The organism is Pseudarthrobacter sp. GQ63 (assembly GCF_059758765.1).
The window spans coordinates 73,758-96,589 of sequence record NZ_JCAXEF010000006.1; the positions used below are offsets into that span (position 1 = coordinate 73,758).

18 protein-coding genes and 1 pseudogene are annotated in these 22,832 nt (G+C 59.5%); 10 read left to right on the forward strand and 9 right to left on the reverse strand.

The genetic code is table 11. From position 1 onward, the window contains the following. Positions 1-250 precede the first annotated feature (250 nt). On the forward strand, positions 251-1,045 hold the full coding sequence (locus AC6CHP_RS12040) for a hypothetical protein (protein ID WP_498230082.1): 795 nt from the start codon (positions 251-253) through the stop codon (positions 1,043-1,045). Positions 1,046-2,323: 1,278 nt separating this feature from the next. Here AC6CHP_RS12040 and AC6CHP_RS12045 read toward each other — a convergent pair. Next, complete coding sequence (locus tag AC6CHP_RS12045) at positions 2,324-2,566, reverse strand: hypothetical protein (protein WP_436055928.1); 243 nt, start codon at positions 2,564-2,566, stop codon at positions 2,324-2,326. A 429-nt stretch (positions 2,567-2,995) separates the two neighbouring features. On the opposite strand from AC6CHP_RS12045, the gene AC6CHP_RS12050 reads away from it, so the two are divergent. Next, a complete protein-coding gene (locus AC6CHP_RS12050) occupies positions 2,996-3,328 on the forward strand; it encodes a histone-like nucleoid-structuring protein Lsr2 (RefSeq protein ID WP_436055927.1) in 333 nt (110 codons plus the stop codon). Between the two features lie 90 nt (positions 3,329-3,418). Here AC6CHP_RS12050 and AC6CHP_RS12055 read toward each other — a convergent pair whose 3' ends face one another. Both AC6CHP_RS12055 and AC6CHP_RS12060 read right to left on the reverse strand, forming a co-directional pair. Further along, positions 3,419-3,706, reverse strand: a complete 288-nt coding sequence (locus AC6CHP_RS12055) for a DUF4913 domain-containing protein (RefSeq protein ID WP_436055926.1) — start codon at positions 3,704-3,706, stop codon at positions 3,419-3,421. After that, positions 3,681-3,860: pseudogene (locus AC6CHP_RS12060) on the reverse strand (DUF4913 domain-containing protein); the annotation flags it as partial. The gene AC6CHP_RS12055 and the pseudogene AC6CHP_RS12060, both read right to left, overlap by 26 nt. Before the next feature lie 415 nt (positions 3,861-4,275). Between AC6CHP_RS12060 and AC6CHP_RS12065 the strand changes: the two are divergent. The 4 genes from AC6CHP_RS12065 (at position 4,276) to AC6CHP_RS12080 (ending at position 6,658) form a co-directional block, all read left to right on the forward strand. After that, positions 4,276-4,464 (forward strand): hypothetical protein, encoded by a 189-nt coding sequence (locus AC6CHP_RS12065; RefSeq protein WP_436055925.1) that lies wholly within the window; start codon positions 4,276-4,278, stop codon positions 4,462-4,464. A 289-nt stretch (positions 4,465-4,753) separates the two neighbouring features. Continuing rightward, positions 4,754-5,398, forward strand: a complete 645-nt coding sequence (locus tag AC6CHP_RS12070) for a recombinase family protein (protein WP_436055924.1) — start codon at positions 4,754-4,756, stop codon at positions 5,396-5,398. A 143-nt stretch (positions 5,399-5,541) separates the two neighbouring features. Then, positions 5,542-6,066, forward strand: a complete 525-nt coding sequence (locus AC6CHP_RS12075) for a helix-turn-helix domain-containing protein (protein ID WP_436055923.1) — start codon at positions 5,542-5,544, stop codon at positions 6,064-6,066. A gap of 13 nt (positions 6,067-6,079) precedes the next feature. Continuing rightward, the gene (locus tag AC6CHP_RS12080) at positions 6,080-6,658 is read left to right on the forward strand and encodes a PIN domain-containing protein (RefSeq protein ID WP_436055922.1); all 579 of its coding nucleotides are present in this window, start codon (positions 6,080-6,082) and stop codon (positions 6,656-6,658) included. 418 nt (positions 6,659-7,076) lie between these two features. On the opposite strand, the gene AC6CHP_RS12085 is transcribed toward AC6CHP_RS12080, so the two are convergent. Next, on the reverse strand, positions 7,077-8,057 hold the full coding sequence (locus AC6CHP_RS12085; protein ID WP_498230086.1) for a DUF8611 domain-containing protein: 981 nt from the start codon (positions 8,055-8,057) through the stop codon (positions 7,077-7,079). Between the two features lie 809 nt (positions 8,058-8,866). Here AC6CHP_RS12085 and AC6CHP_RS12090 point away from each other — a divergent pair. The 4 genes from AC6CHP_RS12090 to AC6CHP_RS12105 all read left to right on the forward strand — a co-directional run bounded on the left by AC6CHP_RS12090 (position 8,867) and on the right by AC6CHP_RS12105 (position 14,995). Then, the gene (locus tag AC6CHP_RS12090; protein ID WP_436055920.1) at positions 8,867-10,285 is read left to right on the forward strand and encodes a lyase family protein; all 1,419 of its coding nucleotides are present in this window, start codon (positions 8,867-8,869) and stop codon (positions 10,283-10,285) included. Further along, positions 10,282-11,814, forward strand: a complete 1,533-nt coding sequence (locus tag AC6CHP_RS12095) for an SLC13 family permease (RefSeq protein WP_498230088.1) — start codon at positions 10,282-10,284, stop codon at positions 11,812-11,814. The genes AC6CHP_RS12090 and AC6CHP_RS12095 overlap by 4 nt, the downstream gene beginning before the upstream one ends. A 37-nt stretch (positions 11,815-11,851) precedes the next feature. Next, positions 11,852-12,862 carry a LacI family DNA-binding transcriptional regulator gene (locus tag AC6CHP_RS12100; protein WP_436055918.1) on the forward strand — a complete coding sequence of 337 codons (1,011 nt, stop codon included), beginning with the start codon at positions 11,852-11,854 and terminating at the stop codon, positions 12,860-12,862. 1,446 nt (positions 12,863-14,308) lie between these two features. After that, positions 14,309-14,995, forward strand: coding sequence for a hypothetical protein (locus AC6CHP_RS12105; RefSeq protein WP_498230091.1), 687 nt, complete (start codon positions 14,309-14,311; stop codon positions 14,993-14,995). 681 nt (positions 14,996-15,676) lie between these two features. Here AC6CHP_RS12105 and AC6CHP_RS12110 read toward each other — a convergent pair. From AC6CHP_RS12110 to AC6CHP_RS12130, 5 genes are all read right to left on the reverse strand, one after another. Then, on the reverse strand, positions 15,677-17,110 hold the full coding sequence (locus AC6CHP_RS12110; RefSeq protein ID WP_498230093.1) for an APC family permease: 1,434 nt from the start codon (positions 17,108-17,110) through the stop codon (positions 15,677-15,679). Positions 17,111-17,336: 226 nt separating this feature from the next. Next, on the reverse strand, positions 17,337-18,623 hold the full coding sequence (locus AC6CHP_RS12115) for a flavin monoamine oxidase family protein (RefSeq protein ID WP_498230095.1): 1,287 nt from the start codon (positions 18,621-18,623) through the stop codon (positions 17,337-17,339). After that, positions 18,620-18,982, reverse strand: coding sequence for a cupin domain-containing protein (locus AC6CHP_RS12120; protein ID WP_498230097.1), 363 nt, complete (start codon positions 18,980-18,982; stop codon positions 18,620-18,622). The genes AC6CHP_RS12115 and AC6CHP_RS12120 overlap by 4 nt, the downstream gene beginning before the upstream one ends. Positions 18,983-19,044: 62 nt before the next feature. Beyond that, a complete protein-coding gene (locus AC6CHP_RS12125; RefSeq protein ID WP_498230099.1) occupies positions 19,045-20,502 on the reverse strand; it encodes an aldehyde dehydrogenase family protein in 1,458 nt (485 codons plus the stop codon). 308 nt (positions 20,503-20,810) lie between these two features. Continuing rightward, positions 20,811-22,643: a glycoside hydrolase family 15 protein gene (locus tag AC6CHP_RS12130; RefSeq protein ID WP_498230101.1), complete on the reverse strand. Its 1,833-nt coding sequence runs from the start codon at positions 22,641-22,643 to the stop codon at positions 20,811-20,813. Between the last annotated feature and the right edge of the window lie 189 nt (positions 22,644-22,832).

Sequence of the window (22,832 nt, forward strand, 5' to 3'; positions counted from 1 at the left end):
CGGCCAAGATGACAAATACCGCCGCAAAATGCGGCCATTTATCTGCGATCCACAACGCGGGGTCAGCATTCTGTTGGCGGCAGCGGACGGATGTCTTGAAAAACTTTTGTCTATCAGGACAGCGTATTAGCTGAACTTGAGGACTCCAGTGGAGAGTTGACCCCCCTCAAGCACGATGATGGCGGTTGGGCTCGTTCACCTTTACGCTGTCCATAAGAAACAGCCGTTGATGACTTGATAGGTAATTTAGATGAAGACGTTCGTGAAGACTCTTGGCATTACCAGCGTTTTAGTTCTTCTAACGGCATCATGCAGTGGATCGCCGAATGCTCAAAGCACCACGGCGGCAGTTCTCATGCCTGCAGAGACTTCCGCCCCGGCGCCGGCCACACCGACGCTTGGAAGCAAGCCTACTCAGACACAGTCATCTGCGTCGCAAGCAACTTCACGCTTTTACGCAGAAGGATGCGCGGACGCAATTGGTACCGCCGGCTATACATACAACTTGTGCTACATAGGCCGGAGCGAAGGTTTCTACAGCAAGGTCACAAATGCTGCGCCCGGTTTTACTGACATCTTCTATAGAGAAGGAAAATCCTCAGGATCGCTCAAAAACACCACACCCCAGAGGCAGGCGCCACGCAATCAACTGCAGTTCAGCTTTCATGCTATTTATCCCACCGATTCTCTTGTTTGCCAAGCCAGCGACGGGTCCGAGAAACTGATCGGTACCCCCCTTGATCTTGACGATGACGACAATCCCGAATACTGCTCGGTTGCATGGAGCGATGAGGCGTCCAGCACTCAACCACCAGGCACTGGGGACCTCCCCGTTGATGGAGTCATCAAGTTTCATTCTTTTGGTACAGCCATCGAGAACATTCCCGAGGCGACCGCGCCTGCGCTTCTCGAGGCGCTGAACAACCCGCAATCACTCGGCGTGTTCGTAAGATATGGGGGCACTCTGACTTTGCCCGGCGCATGTGAACTCAAGGCGATGGACTCATTCCTCATCCCGGTCGAGGGATATAAGCCCATTTGCTGAGTGCCACCAGCCCTTGACCCCATTCCTCAGCGGCTGCTCGCGCTGGTACTCTACCGAGTGGTCGACCTGGAGGGACAGCGGGCTGTCGTCGCAGTGGGCCACATCGACGAATCGATCAATCCGGAGCTGGTGAGAGAGGCACGCGCCGTTTTCGACTCGATCGTGTTCAGGTCCTACAAGTGACCAGCTGATCCGATCGGCGATCCCGCCTGCGGGCTCCTGCTCCTTCTCTGAACTCACCGGGGGTGTCTCGTACCCCAGCGTCTCGAAACGCTGGGGTACGAGAGTGAGGTACTAGGCCAGAGCCTCGGTCCGTGATGATTCTAGGAGCCATTTACCGATCACAAAACGCCGCCAATTAGCGCCAAGAGCCACAGGGTTGAAACCCGGACTTCAGCACACGCCCGTGAGAGGGTCTTAGATCTCAACTGGGCGTTTTGGGTTGCTGATATGGCTGCCCGCGCCATGGTCTTGAGCAAGGGAGTGATGTGTGTGCGGCTGGTTCAAATTGTTGCCCAGCCCCGGGTGGTTCCTCTGACCTTGCTCCAGCGGCTGGAGTAGGGCCAAAATAGCGCTCAGGCTGGGCTTACTTCGACGGCATGCCTCGTCAGTCCTTGAAACGGAGTTTTGTGATGTCTAGCAAATGGGATCAAATCGCCACCATGTGCGCAGCTGCGGGTCTGATCGTTACCAGTTATTTCTCATGGCAAGCTCAACTCCTTTCTGAAAGGTCTGTGAGAATAGCGCAGGACGCTTACGCCGTTAGCGAGTCCGCTTACACATCAGCACACGCCAGTAAGTTCTATTTAGGGGAAGTGCCGCCATCGGAGGGTGAAACTGCTGGCAAATTGGCCGCTATCAACGCAAATCCTATCGATATCTACCAAGTGTGGGTTGAGGGAAGCTTGAACGGAGAACCTGCGGTTGCCCGAATCTGGACAGTTCAAGCCTGCACAGGGTACCGGTTCCCTTCCGGGTACCAGCCTGACCTCCTGTACTTTTTTGACGGTACAAACTGGTGGACGCGCAGCAGCGATGGTCAACTGACTAGGAGTACCAATAAAAACCCTGTTCCCATTACGGGCAGCTTTGTCGACACGTACACCTTCAAATCCTCGGGGTGTGCATAAGTTTTTCGTTTGATGGGCTTCCTGCTGGCGCGGTCAGCTAGCTTTACGTTCCCGAGACGGGCCCTGACTTGAGGCTGGCGGACTTACGCGCTTTGCGTTCCGTGTAGTCCTCGATGCAGAATTTGCTCAACTACGCCTGGTCGCGCTTCTACACGCCAGGATCGACCGTCTCGAAATGTTGGGCATGTTCCCTGCCGTGGCTTCGTTCTTCACGTACGACAGCGGGTTCCACCACCAGCGACGGCTCTTCCTCAGGGCTGATGACGTCGAGGCTGTCACGTTTGTTCGACGTGGCGATCACCGCGCCTGGTGCGTCCAGAATGGCGGGGCGGCGTAGGAGGTGGTTTTCATTGTGCTGGGCACGGCGATGAAGATCAGCATGTCCTTCCATAATGCCCAGAGTGGGCGCACGGCCGTGGCCGTGGCGCCTTGATTGAGAGGTGGTTCAGGTCCTTGCCCCGGAGGGTCCGGAAGACAGTTTCTGCACTTCCTCTGCAAACAGTCTCAGATCAAACCGACAGCCGACCCTGGTGATGAGCTTGAGTCGGCGGGTGCCTGACAATTGTGCAACAGTCTGTTGCGCAATTGTCCAGAGACTGTCTGGACAATCAGTTCCGCTGCCCACAACCGGGGACAATCCTGATGGGTTATCCACCGCTACGGCTGCTGGGGGAGCTACCCCAATGGCTCCCAATTTCCAGCCGTGGATAACCCGGATTGACCCCAACCGTGGACTGCTCCGTTCTCTGCGTGCCGTTACGACATGGACCCCGCTCCCCCATTTTCGTTCAATTGTTCAACAAACTGATAACCTTATTCCATGGCAAAAAAGACAGTAGTGCTGCTGGAAGACGATATTGACGGCTCGAAAGCTAGCGAAACGTTATCTTTCGCCCTTGACGGCAGTGACTATGAAATTGACCTCAACGAGGGTCACGCTAATGAACTGCGTGAAGCCCTGGCCCGCTTTACCAGCGCTGGCCGCAAGGTAGCTGGCGGACGTGGCCGTCCGGCAGCTCGAACCAAGTCCTCCTCGCACGGTGGCCCGGACGCGAAAGCGGTACGGTTGTGGGCTGCTGAGAACGGTATACCAGTAAATACGCGTGGTCGTATCCAAGCGGAAGTTGTAGAGAAGTATGAAGCGGCTCACTAGAGTCAAGAAAAAAGAAAATCAGGGCTGGAATTCATTACCGATTCCGGCCCTGATTTTTTATTTGCCCCTATACAAGCCGCATCTAGTCTTTTAGGCAGAGATAGTCATCACATCGGGAAACCAACCATCCGGAGCCTTTTTGGGTTCGAGGTGTTCGGGGTCCCGGTGTTTTTGCATGTCGCATTTGTAGAACGGGCCGCGTGGGTCGAGGAGCACGCTCATGTGGTGGTCGGCGTGGTCTTTGAACCAGACGCTGATGCCGGTGGCTCCGTCGAGTCGTAGGTGTTCCCAGGCCCCGCCACAGTGCTTCCACACGGGAGACAGCTTCCGGGTGGAAATACCATTCGATGCACCATTTTGCTGCACGCCCGTCAACATCGCGGACGTAAGTGGGGAGCAACTGCTCGTGCAGGAACTCTTCGGCTGAGCCGTAGAGCAGCTGCGGGGGTTTCTGCTGTTCGGCGGCCTTAGCGCCAGTGTCCTCGGCGTCCGAGCTGGGAGCTTCACTGAACCGGCCAATTTCGATGGTCATGCCCTACTCCCTTACCCGGTCACCCATGGATTTGCGGCCGGTGCCGCTGCTACCGGTACGGGTTCTTCCTCTGGCTGCGGGCTGTACTTTTTGATGGAAGCTTCCACAAAGTCCTTGTGGGGCCCCCTGTACCAGGGCATGGTCCGTACCAGGGTGGCGGGTGCACCGGAGGCGAGGATCACGGCGCGGCCGCGGTCCAGCTCGGCCAGGTTGGAGACACCGAAGATGCGTTCCTTGCTCTCCTGCCGGGGTAGTTCTCGGTATCTGGCAGGCCGTTTACCCGATAATCCAGGCCGAGCTGTTCCCGGCCTCAGTCCGGGTAGCAGGCATCGGTTTCGCGCACCAGATCGTCATCGCCGTCTTCGGTGGCACCGCACCACTGATCGCCGCTGCATTCGTCGGCGCCGGACAGCCCATGTTCGTTGCGTACTACATGATCGCCATTGTCACCCTCTCCCTCATCGTCTACTTCACGCTCCCCGAGACCGGCAGCAAGGGCCCGCGTGCCACTGTCGCACCGGCAGACCCCGAAGTACTGGAAGGAGAACACCTGCTCTTCGATACTCCACACGGCGGAATCCAGACGAAGGATTCCAGGCCGTAGGCGTCCTTCTCCTGCCCCCGTGACCATATAACGCCCCCGCACTTCGGGGATCGCCCTCGACCGAGACTCTGGTCGAGGGCGATCCCCTGCCCGGCCAAGGCCAGCAACGGGCACAAGTGATTCGCGGACACCTTTAAAGTTCACCCTTTCCGGAAACAGGCGCAGTCCGGCGGAACCTCGTATCCCGATTGAGCTACACCCAAACCTGACAAAATTCGAGGCTGGTCTTGACTTCTTTCTAAGACGAGCCTAGAACTCAACCTGACGGGTTCGGGGTTGGAGGCAATCAGTGGCCGGACAGCGGATTGGGTACGTGCGTGTCAGCACGCTGGACCAGAACGAGAAGCGCCAGCTCGAAGGCCAGGTGCTGGACCGTGTGTTCACGGACAAGGCATCCGGCCGGGACACGTCCAGGCCAGAACTGACCGAGCTGTTGCGGTTCGCCCGCGACGGAGACACCGTCGTGGTTCACAGCATGGACCGGCTCGCCCGCAATCTCGATGACCTGCGTGCCCTCGTTCAGGGCCTCACCCGTAAAGGCGTCCGAGTGGAGTTTATTAAGGAGAGCCTGGTCTTCACCGGCGAAGACTCCCCCATGGCCAACCTCATGCTCTCCGTCATGGGCGCCTTCGCCGAATTCGAACGTTCCCTCATCAGGGAACGCCAGAAGGAAGGGATCGCTCTGGCCAAGCAACGCGGCGCCTACAAGGGGCGAAAAAAGACCCTGACGCCGGAGCGGGCGGCCGAGCTCGTCCAGCGCGGCGGCAGCGGCATTTCAAAAGTCGTCCTTGCCCGCGATTACGGGATCAGCAGGGAGACGGTCTACCAGTATCTGCGCCAAGCCAGGACGTCGGGAACCCCCTCCCCTGCCGAGTCAAACCACTTGCCGCAGCCTACGGAACGGCCACCGTCGGCGTTAGAGCAGGACGAATAAATGCGGATGAGGAGATGGGTTTCATCCTGTTTTGTAAGCCGGGCTCGTTGGCCGGACGACTAGCTTCCCTCCGCTTTGGGGACTACCATGAGTCGAAACGAACAAAACGATAATTTCGTAGAAAACGGATAAGCGAGCAAACCATGGCTACGAGTACAGCGACCAAGGAAACCTTCCTCGCACCAGAGGCGCCTCAAACGGGGAAGATCTACAACTTCATGGAGGCCCATGCCGAGAAGAACGGCTCTCAACCTTCTCCTCAGTTCTTTCTTTCCGGCGTTGATGCCGGCGACCAGGTTGAGATCCCCCACGAAATTTATGAAGTTCTCGTTAAAACCGTGGAAGCAATGCGTAAGGGCCTGGCCATTACCATCACACCCAGTTCCATGACTTTGACTACTCAGCAGGCGGCAGAGCTGTTGGGTGTTACGCGTCCAACACTCGTTCGCCTCCTCGATGCAGGAAAGATCCCCTTCGAAAAGCCTGGTACTCACCGGCGCATCAAGCTTGAAGACGTCCTAGCTTTCAAGGAAGTCCGAAAGGCGGAGCAATACGAAGCTTTGGATTCCTTGGGAGCGCTTGACGATGAAAACCCCGAAGCAGCGATGACCAGGATGAAGAAGGCTCGTGCTGTAGCGGCGGAGCGCCGCCGACAGCACAAGGAATGACACGATAGGAACCATGTTCACCGCCCTTCTTGACAGCTGCGTCCTTTGGCCGAGTACGCAACGCGATTTTCTGTTATCTCTGGCATTCGAGGGGGCTTACCGCTTCATCTTTAGCGATGCCATCCTCATGGAGGTCGAGGCAAACGAAGAGATTAAGCGTGTCGAGCGAGGGGACAGCGTGGAAGAAGCACGGGAAAAGGCCTTGCATCTGGTCGACCGCATGCGTTCCAGCTTCGGAGACGCGATCGTCACGAATTGGGAAGGGCTCGAGGGGACCTACGGTTTGCCTGATCCTGATGACGAGCATGTGTTGGCTGCAGCAGTTGTGGGCGGCGCTGGCAGCATCGTAACCGAGAATTACCGCGACTTCCCTGAAGAAAAAATGCCTGCTGGCATCCAGGTAGTGAGTGCCAATGACTTTGCCTTTGACACGGTGTCCATGAGGCCGGATCTGGGTCTCCATGCCGTCCTGGCCATGTCTACCCGGTCAGGGCGCAAGGGTACAGCGTCCTCCCCAGAGGACATTCTGGATACCTTGAACAAGCTGTACGGCATGGATGCGGCCACGGCACTAATTCGGGATCTCCTCTAGCGAACTGGCAGACCCCTAACAAGCCAGACCTCGAATTGTCCAAGGCACTTTGGACAATTGGCCACAGCCGTTCTCCGTCCATTGACCGCGATCCGAAATCCCGTCACAATCCGCAGCTTAAGTAGCTCATGTCAGCGACCTGACCCCAAGTGCGCTACTTGACGGAAGATCCGTTATCGGCCTTAGAAACCTGCCGGGAGAGTGGCCTAAATAAGGCCCGTTTTGCCAGTATTTACGCGGCTTTTTGCTCTGAAAGTAGCGCGACTTCCTCAACCTCGCTGTGGGGGTGTCCGGGCACTCGCGACTGTGTTGCCGCCTGGGATCGGTTCTGGGACGTCTTGATGTCGGAACAGACTCGTCGTAGTCCGTGCCCTACTTAACACCTGGGCATGGCCGACACTAGTTGCGCTGCTTTCGCCTATGCTGCTCGCTCGAGTGCTCCGTTTGCGCAGTTTGGTTCGCTGCAACTTCCTGCATTGTCGCTGGCCAAGGAAGGTCGATGTGCCTCCCATACTCGTTTCATCTCAACCGAATCCAGCCCACGACGCATCTGCAACAAAGCGTTGTCAGAGAACCCACTTATTTTTTGGGCACCGAATACAAACTCGTGCCGACAGTTCGTGTCTGCATCGATGCCCAAGTGCTTTCTCAAAGCTAGGGACTTCGGTTGAGAAATGCCCAGCGACGCTGCCAAATCACTTGCAGAGCGATGGAACTTCTTCTGCAGGTCAACTTCCCTTATTGCCGCGGCGGACTGTGCGTCCGCGACGAAATGGACGGCTGCGCCTTGTTTCTTAGTGAAGTGCACCTTTACCGAGACACCTTCGCCAGCGACCATGGTGCCAATTTTCTCCAAGACCGGGAAGACCGCGTGGCGATCTTGGCCGCTGCGTATGCCCTTTTCTACCCTGTCAACGTCCTTGCTTGATACTCGCGTCTCGGAGTCGAGGTGGGCTTCCATTGCAAGCAGTGTGCGTATCCGCGCCCTTGCCTCGTGGCGGGCTCTCCTCCCGGGTGCCAAAAGTAGCCGAATCTGCGAGTATTCCTCATCCATAAGGAGGTCCAGGTTTCGGGGCGCATCCACGGAAATTGGCAGCACTCTGCCCGGCAAGAAATCTGCGAGGTGCTGTCCGAAAACTCTTTCAAGGATGTCATCGAACAGAGTGATTGCCGCGCGAGCGTGGATGTAGAGGAGTTGCTCGCTGACTTGGTTGAACCAATGTTGCTCGTCGTCCCTTAGCGCATCGATGGCCCGGACAGTTCCGGCTTCTTCAGGGGTAAGCCTGATAGTCGCATTCCCAATGGCCAGTTTTACGCAGTCCTCAAATCCGAGCGACCGTCCAAGCTTCTTATCGAAGACCGTTTTACCAGAGTGAACGAGGGCCGCTTTGAGCAGCATTTCAAACGCATGCTGGAACCCAAGAAGCACTCTAGTGGGGCGACCATCGTCGTCTGGAGAGTTGAAGGAGGCGGTAGCCCAACGCACCGATGACAGAGCCTTTGTGTGCAGAACCTTGACCTCTTGTTTAAGCCGCAAACTGACTCCCCTGATATCTCGATGCGTCTATTTTTGCGAATGATTATCAAGAACAGGCAGACCTGCGCTCAGTTTTCGCTCAAGGTTTGATGACGGGCAGCACGGCACCGCCCCTGTTGGTCCAGTGGGCCGGCAGCGGCATTTCAAAAGTCGTCCGTGGGCCGCGATTACGGGTCAGCAGGGAGACGGCTCACCAGTGCCTACGCCAATCCAGGCCAACGGGAACCCACTCCCCCGCCGAGCCGCCCCTCTTGCTGTCGCTTTACGGAATCACCATTATCGGCGCTTTAAATCACGGAGAAAAGCCCGCTAAAGAGGCCGTGTAGAGTGCCTTCTGATTCGCGACTTGGGCCGACCGAAGTAACTGCCAGTAATGGTCAGAACCTTCACTGGGTTGTCCCGTCGCAGGTCAGTGCGCTGTCACCGCGCCAGGTTGAGCAAAATTGGGCAGAAGATGCCCGCGCCCCCGCAGGTCCGCCCGGGAACGTGTTCACCGCGTATCCTCCATCGCCATTTGGCGTCGCCCGAAGTCCGAAGCAGGATGTGATCTTGACAACATTGGCACGTGTACCTTCTAATGGATTCGAATCCATTTTCCCGCCAGCAGTCACGGCGGGCCTGTGGTGGATTCGAATCCACTGCAACGACGTAAACTTGAAAGCAGGCCAACGTTGACCTCCACTCCTTTCTCACTGCTCATGCACCTTGTCGGCGACGCCCGACAGGCCGAGCTCTTTTCTCCGGCGGAAGCTGTTGAGTCCTGGCTTGCCGCCGAAAGGGCGCTGGCTCTGGCCCAGGGCGAGCTGGGCATCATTTCCCGCGGTGATGCCCAGGCCATAGCCAGGGCAGCTGTTCCGGCCAACATCGATCCGGACCGCCTATGGGCCTCGGCACGGAACGTGGGCTACCCGATTCTGGGTGTGGTCCGTGAAATTGCCGCTGTGCTGCCCGAGGGCGCCAACGGCCGCGTGCACTATGGCGCAACCACGCAGGACATCATGGACACTGGTCTGGCCCTGCAGCTCCAGCGCTCCCTCAGGCTTTTGGATGAGGACTTGGAACGGTTGGGTGACCGTCTTGCGGAGCAGGTCCTGGCTCACAGCGAGACCATTATGGCCGGGCGCACGCACGCCCAGCAGGCAGTCCCGACAACGTTCGGCGCCACGCTCGCTACGATGCTGAACCAGTTCACCCGGCAGCGGGAGCGCATCGCACAGGCGCTCCCCCGCATCGCCGTTATTTCAATGTTCGGCGCCGGCGGTACCTCTGCAGCCTACGGTCCACAGTCCGCGGTACTGCGTACCCGGGTCGCGGAACTTCTTGGCCTCGAGGACACGGACGTGCCGTGGCATGTGGAACGTGACAGCCTGGCGGAGTTCGGCTGGCTCTGCGTCACCATTACCGCCTCCTGCGCGAAGTTTGCCCGTAACATCGTGGATCTGTCCCGCACCGAGATCGCCGAAGTCTTCGAGCCTTACACCCCGCACCGGGGAGCATCGTCGACCATGCCGCAGAAGGTCAACCCGATCTCATCCGAACTGGTCATCGGGCTCTCGGGAACGGCGGGGGCACTTGCTTCCTCGCTGGCCCGGATCCAGGAAGCAGGCCACGAACGCAGCGCCGGGGAATGGCAGATCGAATGGCAGGTCATCCCCCAGCTTGCCTCCCTGGCCGGAAGCGCCCTCCGGGAAACGCTGGTCATCGTTGATGGCATGCGTGTCGATGCCGACCGGATGCGCCGGAACATGGAACTCGACGGCGGCCTCGTCCTCGCCGAGGCCCAAATGATCCAGCTCGCCGACAAGGTCGGCCGCGAGGACGCCCACGACCTCCTCTACGCAGCATCCACACGCGCCCGGGAAACCGGCACCGTGCTCAGCGAAGCACTCCGCGCCGTGGCCGCGGAGCAGGGCATGTCAGAGCTGCTCCCCGAATCCCTCGTACAGGCCCGCGATTACCTGGGCGAAGCGGATTCGATCTGTAAGACTGCCGTCAGCATCTGGCACTCGCACACGCCACTGCAGGCTGCCTGCCCTCCCATCGCTGATCTCGCAACAGCCCCCAGCGGAGCCGAAGGAGACCCCGCATGAGCGCAACAGAAGTAACCACCCACAACGACGTCGGCGAAGCCAGCCGCTTCGACTACCTCCGCGCACGCGCCGGCCTCTGGGCAGCGCTGCCGCTCATGGCCCTGGCACTCTTCCTGGCCCAGGAACTGCCCTGGGAACAGCGGGCCATGCTCGGGGTCCTGAGCTTCATCGTCCTTTTCTGGATCACCGAGACCATCCCTATTCCGGCGACCGCCCTCATCGGCATCGCACTGCTTGTACTCCTCGGCGTTGGTTCCCCGTCCGAGGTGTACTCCGCCTTCGGGTCCCCCACCGTGTTCCTGGTCATCGGCGCTTTCATCCTCGCCCGCGCCATGACCGTCCACGGTCTGGACCGCAGGTTCGCACTCCGCGTCCTGTCCCTCCCCAGGGTCGGTGACAGCACCCACCTGACCGCGCTGGCCTTCATGGTCGTGGCAACCCTGCTCGCCATGCTGGTCTCGGCCTCCGCAACCGCCGCCATGCTCCTCCCCATCGGCATCGGCGTCGTCCGCACCGTCGGAGACCTCATCCACGACCCGGCCAGCGGACGGAAGAGCTACCAGACCCGCTTCTCCTGCATGCTGATGCTGGCCATCGCATATGGCGCCGGCGTCGGCTCCGTCCTCACCCCCGTCACGGGCATCGCCAACGTCATCGGCCGCGGCACCGTCGAACAAATGACCGGCTACCAGATTCCCCTCTTCGACTGGGTATCCATCTCCGGTCCCTACGTCCTGGGCCTCGGCACCCTCATGTTCATCGCTCTGGTGCTCATGAACAAACCCGAAACCCACCACATCCCCAACGGCACAGCCTCATTCCGGCAGCAGTACGCCGAACTTGGACCCATGACGCGGGGAGAGAAGACCGTTGCGCTCGTCTTCGCCCTCACCGTCCTGTTGTGGACCTTCCCGGCCGTCGTCACAACCTTCGACATCACCAATCCGGTCATCAAGACGATCGCCTCCCACCTCAATGAGGGATCCGTTGTGGTCCTGCTCGCCGGTCTGTTGTTCCTTATCCCCTCAGCGAAGAAAACCCCTACGCTCGAGTGGAGCGAAGCGGCAAAGATTGACTGGGGAACCGTGATCCTGGTTGGCGTGGGACTCACAGTCGGGGCCATGATGAAAGCCACCGGCCTCGCTGAAACCATCGGGACCGCCGTCGCAGACGTCACCGGCGTCAACAGCGTCCTGCTGCTCTGCCTCGTCGCCGTGGTTCTCGGGATGGTCATCTCCGAAACCACCAGCAACACCGCCAGCGTCGGCATCGTGGTGCCGATCATCATCCCGATTGCCCTGGCGATCGGTGTGGACCCGCTCATTCCCGCCATGGCAGCCATCTTCGGCGGCAACGCCGGGGCCATGCTCCCCGTCTCCACTCCCCCGAACGCGATCGTCTACGGCTCCGGCTACGTGCCCATGCTCCGCATGATCAAAACCGGTGTCGTGGCCGACCTGCTTACCATTCCGCTGATCCTCCTGACCGTCATCGGCGTCGGCTCAGCCATCGGGCTGTCCCTGCCGTAACCACTCCGTACCCGACCCCGCGAATAGGATGAAGTCCATGGTCAAACTCACGGACGTCGCCCGAGCCGCCGGGGTCGGGTACGGCACAGCGTCGCGCGCACTGAGCGGTAAAGGCCCCGTGGGTGGTGACGCACGTACCCGCGTCCTTGAAGCAGCACGATCGCTGGGCTACACCACCGACGCCACCGCCCGCGCACTGCGCGAACGCCGCACCCGAAGCGTCGGGCTCATCGTCCCCGACATGACCAACGAGTTCTATACCGCCAGCGCCGAGGTCCTCCAGGAGGTCCTGCGGGCCGCCGGCCACCACCTCTTCGTCGCAACCACCGGCAACCACCCAGGACGTGAGCAGGAAGCCCTGCAGGAAATGGCCGCCCGGCGCGTCGACGGCGTCGTCCACGTCCCTTCCGGAGCCGCCGCCACCCAGCCGTCCCCTGTCCCGGTAGTCGAGCTGAACCGCTACAGCGGACGGAACGTCCCGGCCGTGGTCAGTGACGACTACACGGGTGTCAAAGAACTGACCCAACTGGCCATTGACGCCGGCTACACCGACATCGTTGCCATCGTCGGCCCCGACGCCTACAGCACCAGCCGCGACAGGCTCGCCGGCTTCAGGGCAGCCGCCGAACAGGCCGGCTTCGACGAAAACGCCGCAACCGGTAAACGCCTCCGCGTGGTGTCCACCGACTTCACAGCCGAAGGCGGCGCCGGTGCAATGCGCACCCTGCTGGCCAAGCCGCCCCAGGCCGTCCTTCCACTGAGTAGCCGGCTCGTCATGGGCGTCCTGCGCACCACGCGGGAAGCCGGCATCAGCGTCCCCGATGACCTTGCCCTTGCCGGATACGGGGACCCTGACTGGTTCGAAATCTGGGGACCAGGGATTACGACGTTCGCTCCCCCACTTGCCGAAATGGGCGCACGAGCAGCTCAAATACTGCTGGACCTCATCAACGGAGACCACCCGGTACCCGAAGTCAACAGGATCAAAGGCCAACTACGCCTTCGTGGAACCCTGGATCAGAGGACTCCTACAAACCGATCCGCCTAGGCATCTTGGTCAGTGCGAACTGCTTCTGTGAGTTCTCGGAGTCCACCTCATGCTCCTGCCCAACGCCTGAGTTGCCCGCCACGCCAAGCTGGAGTGGCCGCTCCCTGCCGGCGCCGTCACGGCTGAGCTTTACGATCAGCCGATAACAATCTTGATTGTGTTCAATGCGTCTTCAGGGGTGGATCCCGGGGTGTTATGGATGGCAGCTGAGTAATAATGCCCGTCAGTGCATAGCATCGCCTGTTGTGCGCCATCCAACCCTCCCGTCCAGCCAATCCAACCGCGTGACACGACCCAGTCTTCATCGATGTTTTTGGCGTTAGCAGGTGCAGGCTTGGCTCCCGCGCAGACTTCCCTGAACCTCGTGTAATTCTCACTGCCAGGGGCGGCCCGCATGGCGTGGAGTGAGGCAAGTCGGGTGGGAAACTGGGACGAATGGTAAGTGCAGCTCCCCTCCAGTATTGGATCCGAAGTTTCGCCAGCTATTGGCTTTAGGAGTTCGAAGCCGGGGAATTTGGCCAGCTGCTCTGTAACACCTTCACAGAATTCTTCAGAAGGAGTTCCGTTCCTCGGCAGTTGCTGCTCCTGCTGAGGAGAGGGCCCTGCCGTCGCAAACTGGGAGGCATTTGGAGAAGACCCTTGGTCAGCCACGGGACTGCTGGGCACCTCGGCCGTCGACTGGGAGCCGCAGCCCGTTAGGACTAGCACTGAAAGGGCAGAAAGTATGGCGAAGCGACGCTGCATGTCATCCCTCGGTTCGTTGAAAGTGGCTTCACACTAGCAGTAGACATCTTGTCTACCGCTTCTCGGCTCTCCGCCCTTTAGTAGACCCCTTTATGGGCCACGAATCTCGACCTCATTCTGCTGCTTAGGTAAGGCACCTCGGACAGCAGCGCCGCGACCACCTGCGGGGACACACCTGAGCCGAACTTCGACCTACGAATTTTCCTGGGCGGTCGAAGTAGTAGCCGGTTGAGGTAAGCGGCGGCGCTCCAGCCCGGTCCGGTGATCGCACAGCCTCGCTTGGGACACCACTGCTTCCCGGCCGAAGGCTAGCTGTAGCTGCTTCCGACTACCAATAGCGGCCGGGCTGCTGCGCCTGACGGGCCTGAGAGCCAAGAACGATGAATCTTGCTCCCCTGCTGAAGGATCCTGCCACGGTGGACCCAGGCTGCACTTCACGAGGCCAGCGTGAACTCCAACGGCTCCCAATTCCAGCCGCGGATAACCTGCATTGACCCCGCCATGGACGGATCAGAGTCGCCGCCAGTTCCGGTCGCGCAATCAGCCAGCGCGGGGTTGCCCTGCAGAGGCAGGTTGACGGAATCACGGTTATCGGCGTTTAGAAATGGCCGGGGGAGAGGTCGGAAATAGGCCCTCCGCCTATCTACCGCCCGGTAGGATGGTCAGCGCCGTCCGGATGAGGGCGTTATTGGGGGAGAAGTAATGAAAGTTCCAGTCAGGCATGGGCTCGGCAGAAAAATCATGACGGCGGCTGCCGCAGTTGTGCTGCTGCCCGGCATCAGCGGCTGCAGCCTGTTCCCGTCGCCGCCGCCTCTGCCGGATATCGCTCCGGCCACGCCTGTGTCGGCGCTTCCGCCGGAGTGCCCCTTCGTTGGCCAGAACGACCTAACGCCGGTCCGGATCCCCCTGGGCACCCCGCGCGAGACGATCGGCAGTGTCCTGAACGCTTACAGCGGCTGGTTCAACGCCGGTTCCGAGCTGATCGCCGCCTGGAGTCCAGGCACGGCCGTCCCAGAGAGCTGTGTTGAGCGGCTCGCCGCAAGGAACGCGGAGGCCTACTCGGCCACCCTGTTCACCACGCACAGCGACGTGGCCTGGCAGCAATACTTCACCTCTGTAAAGGTGATGAACCAGCAGAACCTGGCAGCGGTCCGCTCTGCCGAGCCGGAGGGCAGCGGGCGGGGGAAGTTCGAACTGTTGCAGGAGATCGATTCGAGCGCCACAGACAGCGGAACGTTCCTGAAGTTCGATGCCGTCTACCGCCCCGTAGTGGCCGGCGAGGGCAATTGGGAGGACCTGGACAAGCCGACCCGCTGGTACGTGGAACTGGTCCCGGCGGGAGAGTTCCTGGTCATCAACTACATCGAGACCAAACCCGCCGCCGGTTAGAGACTCTCCTTAGCATCACTGGCTTGCCCGGCCGGGGCGCCCGTCTTGCCGTAGCTTTACCGAATATCCGTTATCGGCCTTTTAGAATCGGTGGGGGATAGCTGCATGTCCTCGGACAACCGCGACTCGTTGATCGCGTCGTTGGGTCTGATATCAAGGGTGATAATTCTCTCCGGAATGACCCAGTGGGTGGGCAAGGCGGCCTATTGATTCGGTGACGCAAGCACCCGTTCCGCGTCGGCTTACGCATCGATGTACGTCGTAAGCACGGTGCACCGCTCAGGTTATTTTCTCGAGGTTGTCCATGCATTTTGTGACTTCCCTCGGTGGAGAGTAACAGGCACGCTGATGGCCACGCGACAGAGGTAAAGGCAGTGTCACCGCCGTTTCGGCTGTGACACTGCCTTTGTTTGTTGGGGGTCGGACTTCTAGCCGATGAGGGTGGTGATGAGTCTGATGGAGGAGGCGATGTTGTAGCGGTGGTATCCGACGGCCTGGCGGGAGATGTGCCAGTTCTTCTGTTCCACGTGCGCCCCGTCGTCTTGTTCCCTGAACGGGACCTGGTGAAGGTCAGTTTCTCCTTGGCCTAACCTCATCGATGGGAATGCCCTTGCTTTGAACGGCGAACATATCTCGTCTGGATGTCTGTCGCGACGTGCATGCTACGCCTTCTTTCCGGACTTAGGACACTTCTTCAAACGAGACGTGAGCGAAGCGCCTCATCCCACCGATGGCGAACCCCGCGACTCCGATGACCGGCACAAACAGCCACAACCATTGGGCAGCGGGTGCATCCCCCGCCAGCAGTTCGTAGTTGCTCAGGGCGAGCCAAACGGCCGCCCCGAAGATCAGGGTGGACAGGGCCGGTGCGATGTAGGCGTTCCAGATGTTCTCCTCGTGTCGCTCGCGGACGTGATAGACGAGCGTCGCGGCGGAGCTGAGGACGATGAGGAAGAGCGAACCAACAGTGGCCAGTCCGATCAGCCAGGTATAGAGGTGCTTATATGGATCAGCACCGACGAGCCCGAAGACGAGCACGAGGACGAGCGTGATAACACCGGTCGAAACTACGCCGAGGTGCGGGGACTGGAACCGCGGGTGAGTGACACCTAGCCGCGGCGGCAGAAGGCCCGCGCGTCCGAGGGCAAACTGGTACCGGGAGGAGATATTCGTGAAACCGATGAGGATTCCCGCGAAGCTGACGATGACGATGACATTGAGGATGTCGCTCCATACTCCGCCGAGGGTCTCGGCGGTCAATGTGAAGATGAACCCGCCCGGATTCGCAGCCGCAGCCTCCGCGATGCGGTCGCCACCGATGCCTGCGACAACCGCCCAGGTGCTCACCACGTAGAAGGCGCCGATCACAATGATGGCAATGTAGAGGCTTCGTGTGATGGTCTTGCGCCGATCTTTGACCTCTTCCGAGTAAACAGCGACGGATTCAATCCCCCCGAAGGAACCCAACGCGAAAAGCATGGCCGCACCCAACGCCGGGCCAAAGACGGCACCTGGCCCGAAGGAATCGAAACTCACCGCACCGCTGGTCGCAGCGTTGGAAATCACGGCTCCGTCAAACACGAGCACCACCAAGACTCCGGCAATGAGGATGACGCCGAGGAACCGAACGCTCATTTCAATCCGTGCATAGCTCACAGCAGTGAAGATCACGAGGCTTATGATGGCGATCAGGACCCAGTTCACGTCGAGCGAGAAGTACTGCAACAGAGCCTGTTGGACGAAGAGGGTAAAGATCCCGTAGAGAGCAGTCAGGAACAGCGGGTAGGTGAGGAGCGTGATGTACGCGGCCGCGACACCTGCCCGCCGTCCGAATCCATGCGCGATGAAAGCCACGAAGCCACTCGCGCTCCCAAACTTCCTCGCCATGGCCAGGTAGCCTCCAGCGAAGATGGCGTAAGCGACAACCGCGATGACGTACACACCCGGCGCGCCTTCTCCGGCCATAATGAAAACTAGGGGTGTCGCACCTATAAATGCGGCCACCATGCCAATCGTTGCAGCGACCGTGAAAACTAGCGCCGACACACCTAGGGCGTTTGCACGCAGCCCGCGCGTCTGTTGCTTTTCGTCCATAGTCGACAGATGTTGCGTCATTGCAGGAGTCCTTCAATTAGTTGTGTGGAGCAAAGGAAGTGGGCCGGTCAGCCGACCAGGGTGACGAGAGACCGCAGAACCTTGTGTGCTGTCGAAATCCCGGTGTCGATTGCCCCGTCGATCAGCGGTAGGAGCCTGTGGCAAAGTCCGCCCCCGGAAGGCTAGTCGTCCGCTGAGATCGGCTACCTTGAGCAACGTGTCCAGCTGATTCGTCCGGGGAACTGCCTCAGCTCAGTGTGGCTGCGTCTCGCCCGGCGCGGACTCCCGTTGCGATAGCACCATCGATGAGGGCGTACGATCCGCTGGCGATGTCAGCCCCTGCGAGGAGCACACGTCCGTCGCGTGCTTCGATCGCGTCCAATTGTTCTCGAAGCTGTCCAGGACCTGGAACTGCCCAGGTACCACGGTAAAGATCGTCCTTCGTCCAGTTGTGGGTGGCGACTTCGAGAACCTCGATGTCGGGAAGCCACGTCCGCAAGACTCGCTCGACTTCGGCAGGAGACGAGCCGTCAACGGCGCTGGCGTTGGAGCCGAAGGCAACCGCAATGTGGTCTCCGTCGATAGGGCGGTCGTATTGCACAAGTACAAAGGGATGGCCTTCAGGTGCGAAAGCCATGTAGGGAGTCCGGTTGCCCTTGATCCGACAAACTACTTTTTGTCCGCCCGATATTTGACCTGATGCGGCCAGCTTCTCAGCGTGAGGGTGGCTTGGATTAAAGGTGATACGCGACAAAACGTTCACCGGCACTGCGCAAACCACAGCAGCGGCGGAAACTGTCGAGTTGTCCGCCAAGGTCAAGGTTACTTGGGTCCCCTCCTCCGAAACATGCGTGACCGCTTTGCCCATGATGAAATCGGCTTTGGTGTCCGAAAGGATTCCATCGGACAGGAGCCCCATGCCGCCGACGATCTTGTACCTCGAGATCACGTCCAGCATTACGCGCCAGTCCCAGCCAGCCAGTGCCAGCCACCGCAGAGGCAGGGTAAGACCTGCCTTCTCCAACGGAGCCTGGCAAGCTGCAGCCCAGAAGGATGACGTCATGTCCCGCTCAAGCCTGGACATCGTGACTCCGTCGAGGAACTCCCCCAAGGTCAGCTTGTCGTAGTCGATCGCTGCGTTCGAGAAACGGGGCTCGTGTGGACGTTCGTAGAGAGTTCTCGCAAGATCTGCCAGGGCCGACATACCCTTTTCCATCAGACCGAAGACAGTTTCCTCAGATCCCTCCCGCACTTGTCCATCGTCCAGGTAGAGGAGTTGTTCCGGCGGGGTGAACTCCTCGAGATTCAATTGGTACCGCTTGATTTCGGACCAGACGTGAGGCTGGAGCCAGTGGACGTCTGTTCCGCCGAGTTCAATGCGTGTGCCAAGACGGTTTTCGGTCCAAGTTCGTCCGCCGAGGCGTTCGGATGCTTCAATCAGGACAACGGATTTGCCCAGGCTGCTGGCTTCGCGTGCTGCGGCCAGACCTGCGAAGCCGCCTCCTATGACGGCCACGTCGTAGTTCTTGCTCATGCCCCGGCCCTCTGGATCTCGACCGAGAATTTGCGGAATGGTGCGTGGAAAGTCCAGGTGGACTCGCTACCTTGGGGGAAGAACGCCGAGTCGCCGGCACGCAACACCACCTCTTCGCCATCTCCCGAGGAGATGTGCACTTCACCCTCGATGACCCAGATGTACTCATCGGTCTCAAAGAGGTAAGGGACCGGAACCCTGTCGGGGTATTGGCCCTCGAGCACGCGGAAAACACCGGTGCGGACGTCATCGCGGCCGGGAACTTCAGAGAGTTCCCCTGTTACTTCACCTTCGACAATGAAGGGTTTGTATCCTGCCGACAGTTGGTCGGCGAAGATCAGATGGCGTGGGGTTGTCATGGTGATTCTTTCGTAAGGATGTCAGGCTGTTTAGTGATCCACTGCAGCGCTTGCGGGCGTACTTACTGGTAGGGGTAGTTCCGCCGTCCGTGGTTGACGGAGATCCACTTGAGGCTGGTCAATTCGTCAATGCTGGAATGGCCGTTGAGCCGGCCAACGCCCGATTGCTTCTCTCCGCCGAAGGGAACGATGGGCTCATCGGCAATGGTGGTGTCGTTGACGTGGATCATGCCGCTCTGAATCTCTTTGGCGATCCGCACACCGCGGGCGATATCGCGGGTATGAACGGCGCCGCTGAGACCGAAATCTGTGTCGTTGGCGATATCAATGGCTTCCTGGTCATCGTCGAACTCAAGCACGATGATGACGGGCCCGAACAGTTCGTCGTGTGCGATCAGGGATCTCCGGTCGACGTTCTCAAGAACCACAGGCGGGAAGATATTGCCGTCAGGTTCTCCGCGCAGTATGGCCGTGGCTCCCGCTGCGACCGCGGCGGTGACCTTGTCGTCCAGTGCTGCGACCTGCCGTGCGTTGATAAGTGGTCCGATGATGGTGCCGGGCAAGGACGGGTCACCCGTAGGAAGGGCCGCAACCTTTTCGATGAACCGCTTCTTGAACTCTGCAGCGATGCTGGAGTGCACGAGCAGGCGGTTGGCTGACATGCAGATCTGTCCCTGATGTGTGAATCGGCTAAAGACTGCTGCGTCCACGGCGTATTCAATGTCGGCATCTTCGCAGACAATGAAGGCGCTGTTGCCGCCAAGTTCGAGGATTGACTTTTTGAAATGGCGGGCGGCTACCTCACCGACGTGCCGGCCCACACCGGTGGAACCGGTGAACGCGATGACCCGCGGAACCGGGTGTTCCAGGAAATAATCGCCGATGACCGGGATTTCTGTCACTGTCACGTTCAGCAGCCCGGCAGGCAGACCGGCCTCTTCGAAAATCGAGGCCAGGAGGGTGCCACCTGTGATCGGTGTTTCCTCGTGAGGCTTGATAACCACACCGTTGCCCGTAGCCAGGGCGGGAGCCACGGACTTCATCGAGAGGAAGAACGGGAAGTTGAAAGGGCTGATGACGCCAACCACGCCGACAGGGACGCGGTAGACGAAGTTTTCCGTGTCTTCCACGGGCGACGGGTAAATGCGACCTTCAATGCGCAGCGGCAACGTTGCCGCCTCTTTGAGGGCGTCGATCACAAGGCCAATTTCGAAACCCGCTTTGAGCGCGGTTCCTCCTACTTCCGCCGTGATGAGCTTTGTGATTTCTTCCCGGCGTTCTTCAACGATCGTTGCTGCCGCTTCGAAGACACTTCTCTTCGCATAGGCATTGACCTTGTTCCAAGCCGTTTGTGCCGCAGCAGCAGCAGCGTAGGCCTCATCGATGTCGTCGGTGGTTGCGACAGGGAACTCACCTAGGGTCTTGCCCGTAAACGGGTTCAGGTCGACCAGTACTTTCTCTCCTGAACCGGCACGCCAAGCGCCCCCAATGTACTGCTGTGCAAGCTGCGCGGTGTCCATGTGTTTCTCTACCTTTCGGGCTCACTTCCAAGCCATACCGAATTTGTTTGCCAACAATGACATGCGTCACATAGCATGCGCGTCCGTATTTCCACGGAGGTGCTTACGGATCTTTCCGGGAAAACCACAACGCTGCGAGCGTGGCTGAAGGACGGTCTCCAGTTGCAGCGCCCATTTGTCTTGGGTCTGCTGCGGCTGCGCCCCTTGGGCTTGGCCTCAGCACTCGCCCCACACTGATACCTCGCAAGATCCCCCGAGACCTTGCGACGGGGCCAGGTACCGCGTGCTGCTGTTACGACTAGGGGCAGTCATTTGGCATGTGAAGGGCTTGCTACGGCGAGAGAGAGTTTGTCCACACCATGCATGGCATCCGCGGCGCGGACAAGGGCCAAATGCGAAAATGCCTGAGGGAAGTTACCGGCCATGCGCTTTGTCTTAGGGTCAAATTCTTCGCTGAGAAGCCCCAAGTCATTAGCGATCCCCACAAGCTTGGACATCAGGACGCCGGCTTCCTTCCGACGTCCACTGTGGGCATACTGCTCGACCAACCAGAAAGAACAAGCGAGGAACGGGTTTTCGCCCGGCGCCAGTCCGTCAACTCCGCTATGGGTCTGATACCGGAGTAGGAGACCGCTTTCTGTCAGCAGTTCCGCCTCCAGCTGCGCGACGGTCCCAAGCATGCGTTCATCGTCGTATGGCAAGAAACCAACTTGCGGCAAAGCTAGCAATGCAGCGTCCATGTTTGATCGACCGTAGGTCTGGGTAAACGAGTTCAGCTTCCGGTCGAAACCGCGATTCAGGATCTCCAGCCTCAACCGTTCACGGAGATCAACCCAGTGCTCTATTGGGCCAGAGAGCCCGTGGTCGCGGACGGCGCGGATCCCGCAGTCGAAGGCGACCCACATCATGAGTCTGGAATGGGTGAAGTATCGCACTGGACCGCGCACTTCCCATAGGCCACAATCCTTATCGTGGTAATGCTTCTCCACGAATTCCAGCAGCGTCCGCTGCAGAGTCCAGGAAAAGGTGTCTTCCTTGCCGCCGGCGAGCCGAAGCTTCTCGAGGGCCACCATAACCTCGCCGATGACATCGGCTTGGTACTGCGAAACTGCCGCATTGCCGATGCGCACTGGACTGGCGCCCTCATAGCCTGGGAGATGAGGAAGAACTTTCTCTGGCAAGTCCCTTTCGCCTGCTATCCCGTACATAATCTGAATGTCTTCCGGGTCCCCCGCGAGTGCCCGCAAAAGCCAGTTCCGCCACTTGAGGGCCTCTGTTTCGTACCCGTGAGTCAGCATCGACTCAAGGGTCAGAGCCGCGTCGCGAAGCCAGCAGTATCGGTAGTCCCAGTTGCGGGAACCCCCGAATTTCTCCGGCAATGAGGTCGTAGGTGCCGCGACGATGCCGCCTGTTTCGAAGTTCGTCAGTGCGCGCAGGACCAGCAGCGATCGTTGGACACAATCGCCGTAAACTCCTTCTGAGCGGCAGTGGCCACCCCACTCGGACCAGTAGTCAGCGGTCTCCTGAAGGTTTATGTCGAAATCTAGGCGTGGAGGAGCCTTGCGATACGAAGGGAACCAAGTCAGTTCGAAATCGAGATGTTCTTCCGCCGAAACCGCGAACTCCCCCACGTGACGGTCACCTTCCGCTTCAGGAAGTCTCACACCCCTCATCGCCCACGCGTCCGGGCCGGCCATGGCAAGCAGCACTTCCTCGCTGCCGGCCCGGGTATTTTCACGACCGCGGCTTATCCACGGTAATGCTGCACCATACCGAGGACGGATCCTGAGTTCCTGACGCAAACGAACACGGCCCCCAATGCCGCTGACTCGCCGCAGAAGAGAAGAGAGACCTCTTCCAACAGGCATGAAGTCGATGACGCGGATTTGCCCGGCACCTGTTTCCCAGATCGTTTCCAGGACAAAGGTTGATTTCAGATACCGTCGGCTTACGACCCGGGCGTCCGCGTCAGCCGGAGCAAGCAGCCATCGGCCATGTTCTTCGGTGCCCAAGAGCGAGGCAAAGACAGATTCGGAGTCAAAGCGGGGAAAACAAAGCCAATCGATACTCCCATGTCGGGAGACGAGGGCTCCGGTGGAGAGATCTGACAAGAACGCGTAGTCCTCGATCAGGACTGCCATACGCCCACTAAATCACAACGGGGATCTCCGTGAAAGATACGGCGAAATGGAACGACTAAGTCTCGGGGTAATCCCACTCATTGGAAGTCGGTAGAACTACCCATGTTCTAAGTCGGGTAGGAAACCAAGTAGATTCCCCCACGCGGATAGCAGACGCCGCGAGACATAGTGATGGAGAAGCAGCGGCCG

What these genes read in the sequence shown, in the direction of transcription:
- AC6CHP_RS12040 (WP_498230082.1), top strand. Translation starts at nt 251, where the DNA reads ATGAAGACGTTCGTGAAGACTCTTGGCATTACCAGCGTTTTAGTTCTT.
- AC6CHP_RS12080 (WP_436055922.1), top strand. Translation starts at nt 6,080, where the DNA reads ATGTTCACCGCCCTTCTTGACAGCTGCGTCCTTTGGCCGAGTACGCAA.
- AC6CHP_RS12085 (WP_498230086.1), bottom strand. Translation starts at nt 8,057, where the DNA reads ATGCTGCTCAAAGCGGCCCTCGTTCACTCTGGTAAAACGGTCTTCGAT.
- AC6CHP_RS12050 (WP_436055927.1), top strand. Translation starts at nt 2,996, where the DNA reads ATGGCAAAAAAGACAGTAGTGCTGCTGGAAGACGATATTGACGGCTCG.
- AC6CHP_RS12125 (WP_498230099.1), bottom strand. Translation starts at nt 20,502, where the DNA reads ATGGACACCGCGCAGCTTGCACAGCAGTACATTGGGGGCGCTTGGCGT.
- AC6CHP_RS12100 (WP_436055918.1), top strand. Translation starts at nt 11,852, where the DNA reads ATGGTCAAACTCACGGACGTCGCCCGAGCCGCCGGGGTCGGGTACGGC.
- AC6CHP_RS12075 (WP_436055923.1), top strand. Translation starts at nt 5,542, where the DNA reads ATGGCTACGAGTACAGCGACCAAGGAAACCTTCCTCGCACCAGAGGCG.
- AC6CHP_RS12065 (WP_436055925.1), top strand. Translation starts at nt 4,276, where the DNA reads ATGTTCGTTGCGTACTACATGATCGCCATTGTCACCCTCTCCCTCATC.
- AC6CHP_RS12120 (WP_498230097.1), bottom strand. Translation starts at nt 18,982, where the DNA reads ATGACAACCCCACGCCATCTGATCTTCGCCGACCAACTGTCGGCAGGA.
- AC6CHP_RS12045 (WP_436055928.1), bottom strand. Translation starts at nt 2,566, where the DNA reads ATGGAAGGACATGCTGATCTTCATCGCCGTGCCCAGCACAATGAAAAC.
- AC6CHP_RS12055 (WP_436055926.1), bottom strand. Translation starts at nt 3,706, where the DNA reads ATGTTGACGGGCGTGCAGCAAAATGGTGCATCGAATGGTATTTCCACC.
- AC6CHP_RS12115 (WP_498230095.1), bottom strand. Translation starts at nt 18,623, where the DNA reads ATGAGCAAGAACTACGACGTGGCCGTCATAGGAGGCGGCTTCGCAGGT.
- AC6CHP_RS12110 (WP_498230093.1), bottom strand. Translation starts at nt 17,110, where the DNA reads ATGACGCAACATCTGTCGACTATGGACGAAAAGCAACAGACGCGCGGG.
- AC6CHP_RS12105 (WP_498230091.1), top strand. Translation starts at nt 14,309, where the DNA reads ATGAAAGTTCCAGTCAGGCATGGGCTCGGCAGAAAAATCATGACGGCG.
- AC6CHP_RS12130 (WP_498230101.1), bottom strand. Translation starts at nt 22,643, where the DNA reads ATGGCAGTCCTGATCGAGGACTACGCGTTCTTGTCAGATCTCTCCACC.
- AC6CHP_RS12095 (WP_498230088.1), top strand. Translation starts at nt 10,282, where the DNA reads ATGAGCGCAACAGAAGTAACCACCCACAACGACGTCGGCGAAGCCAGC.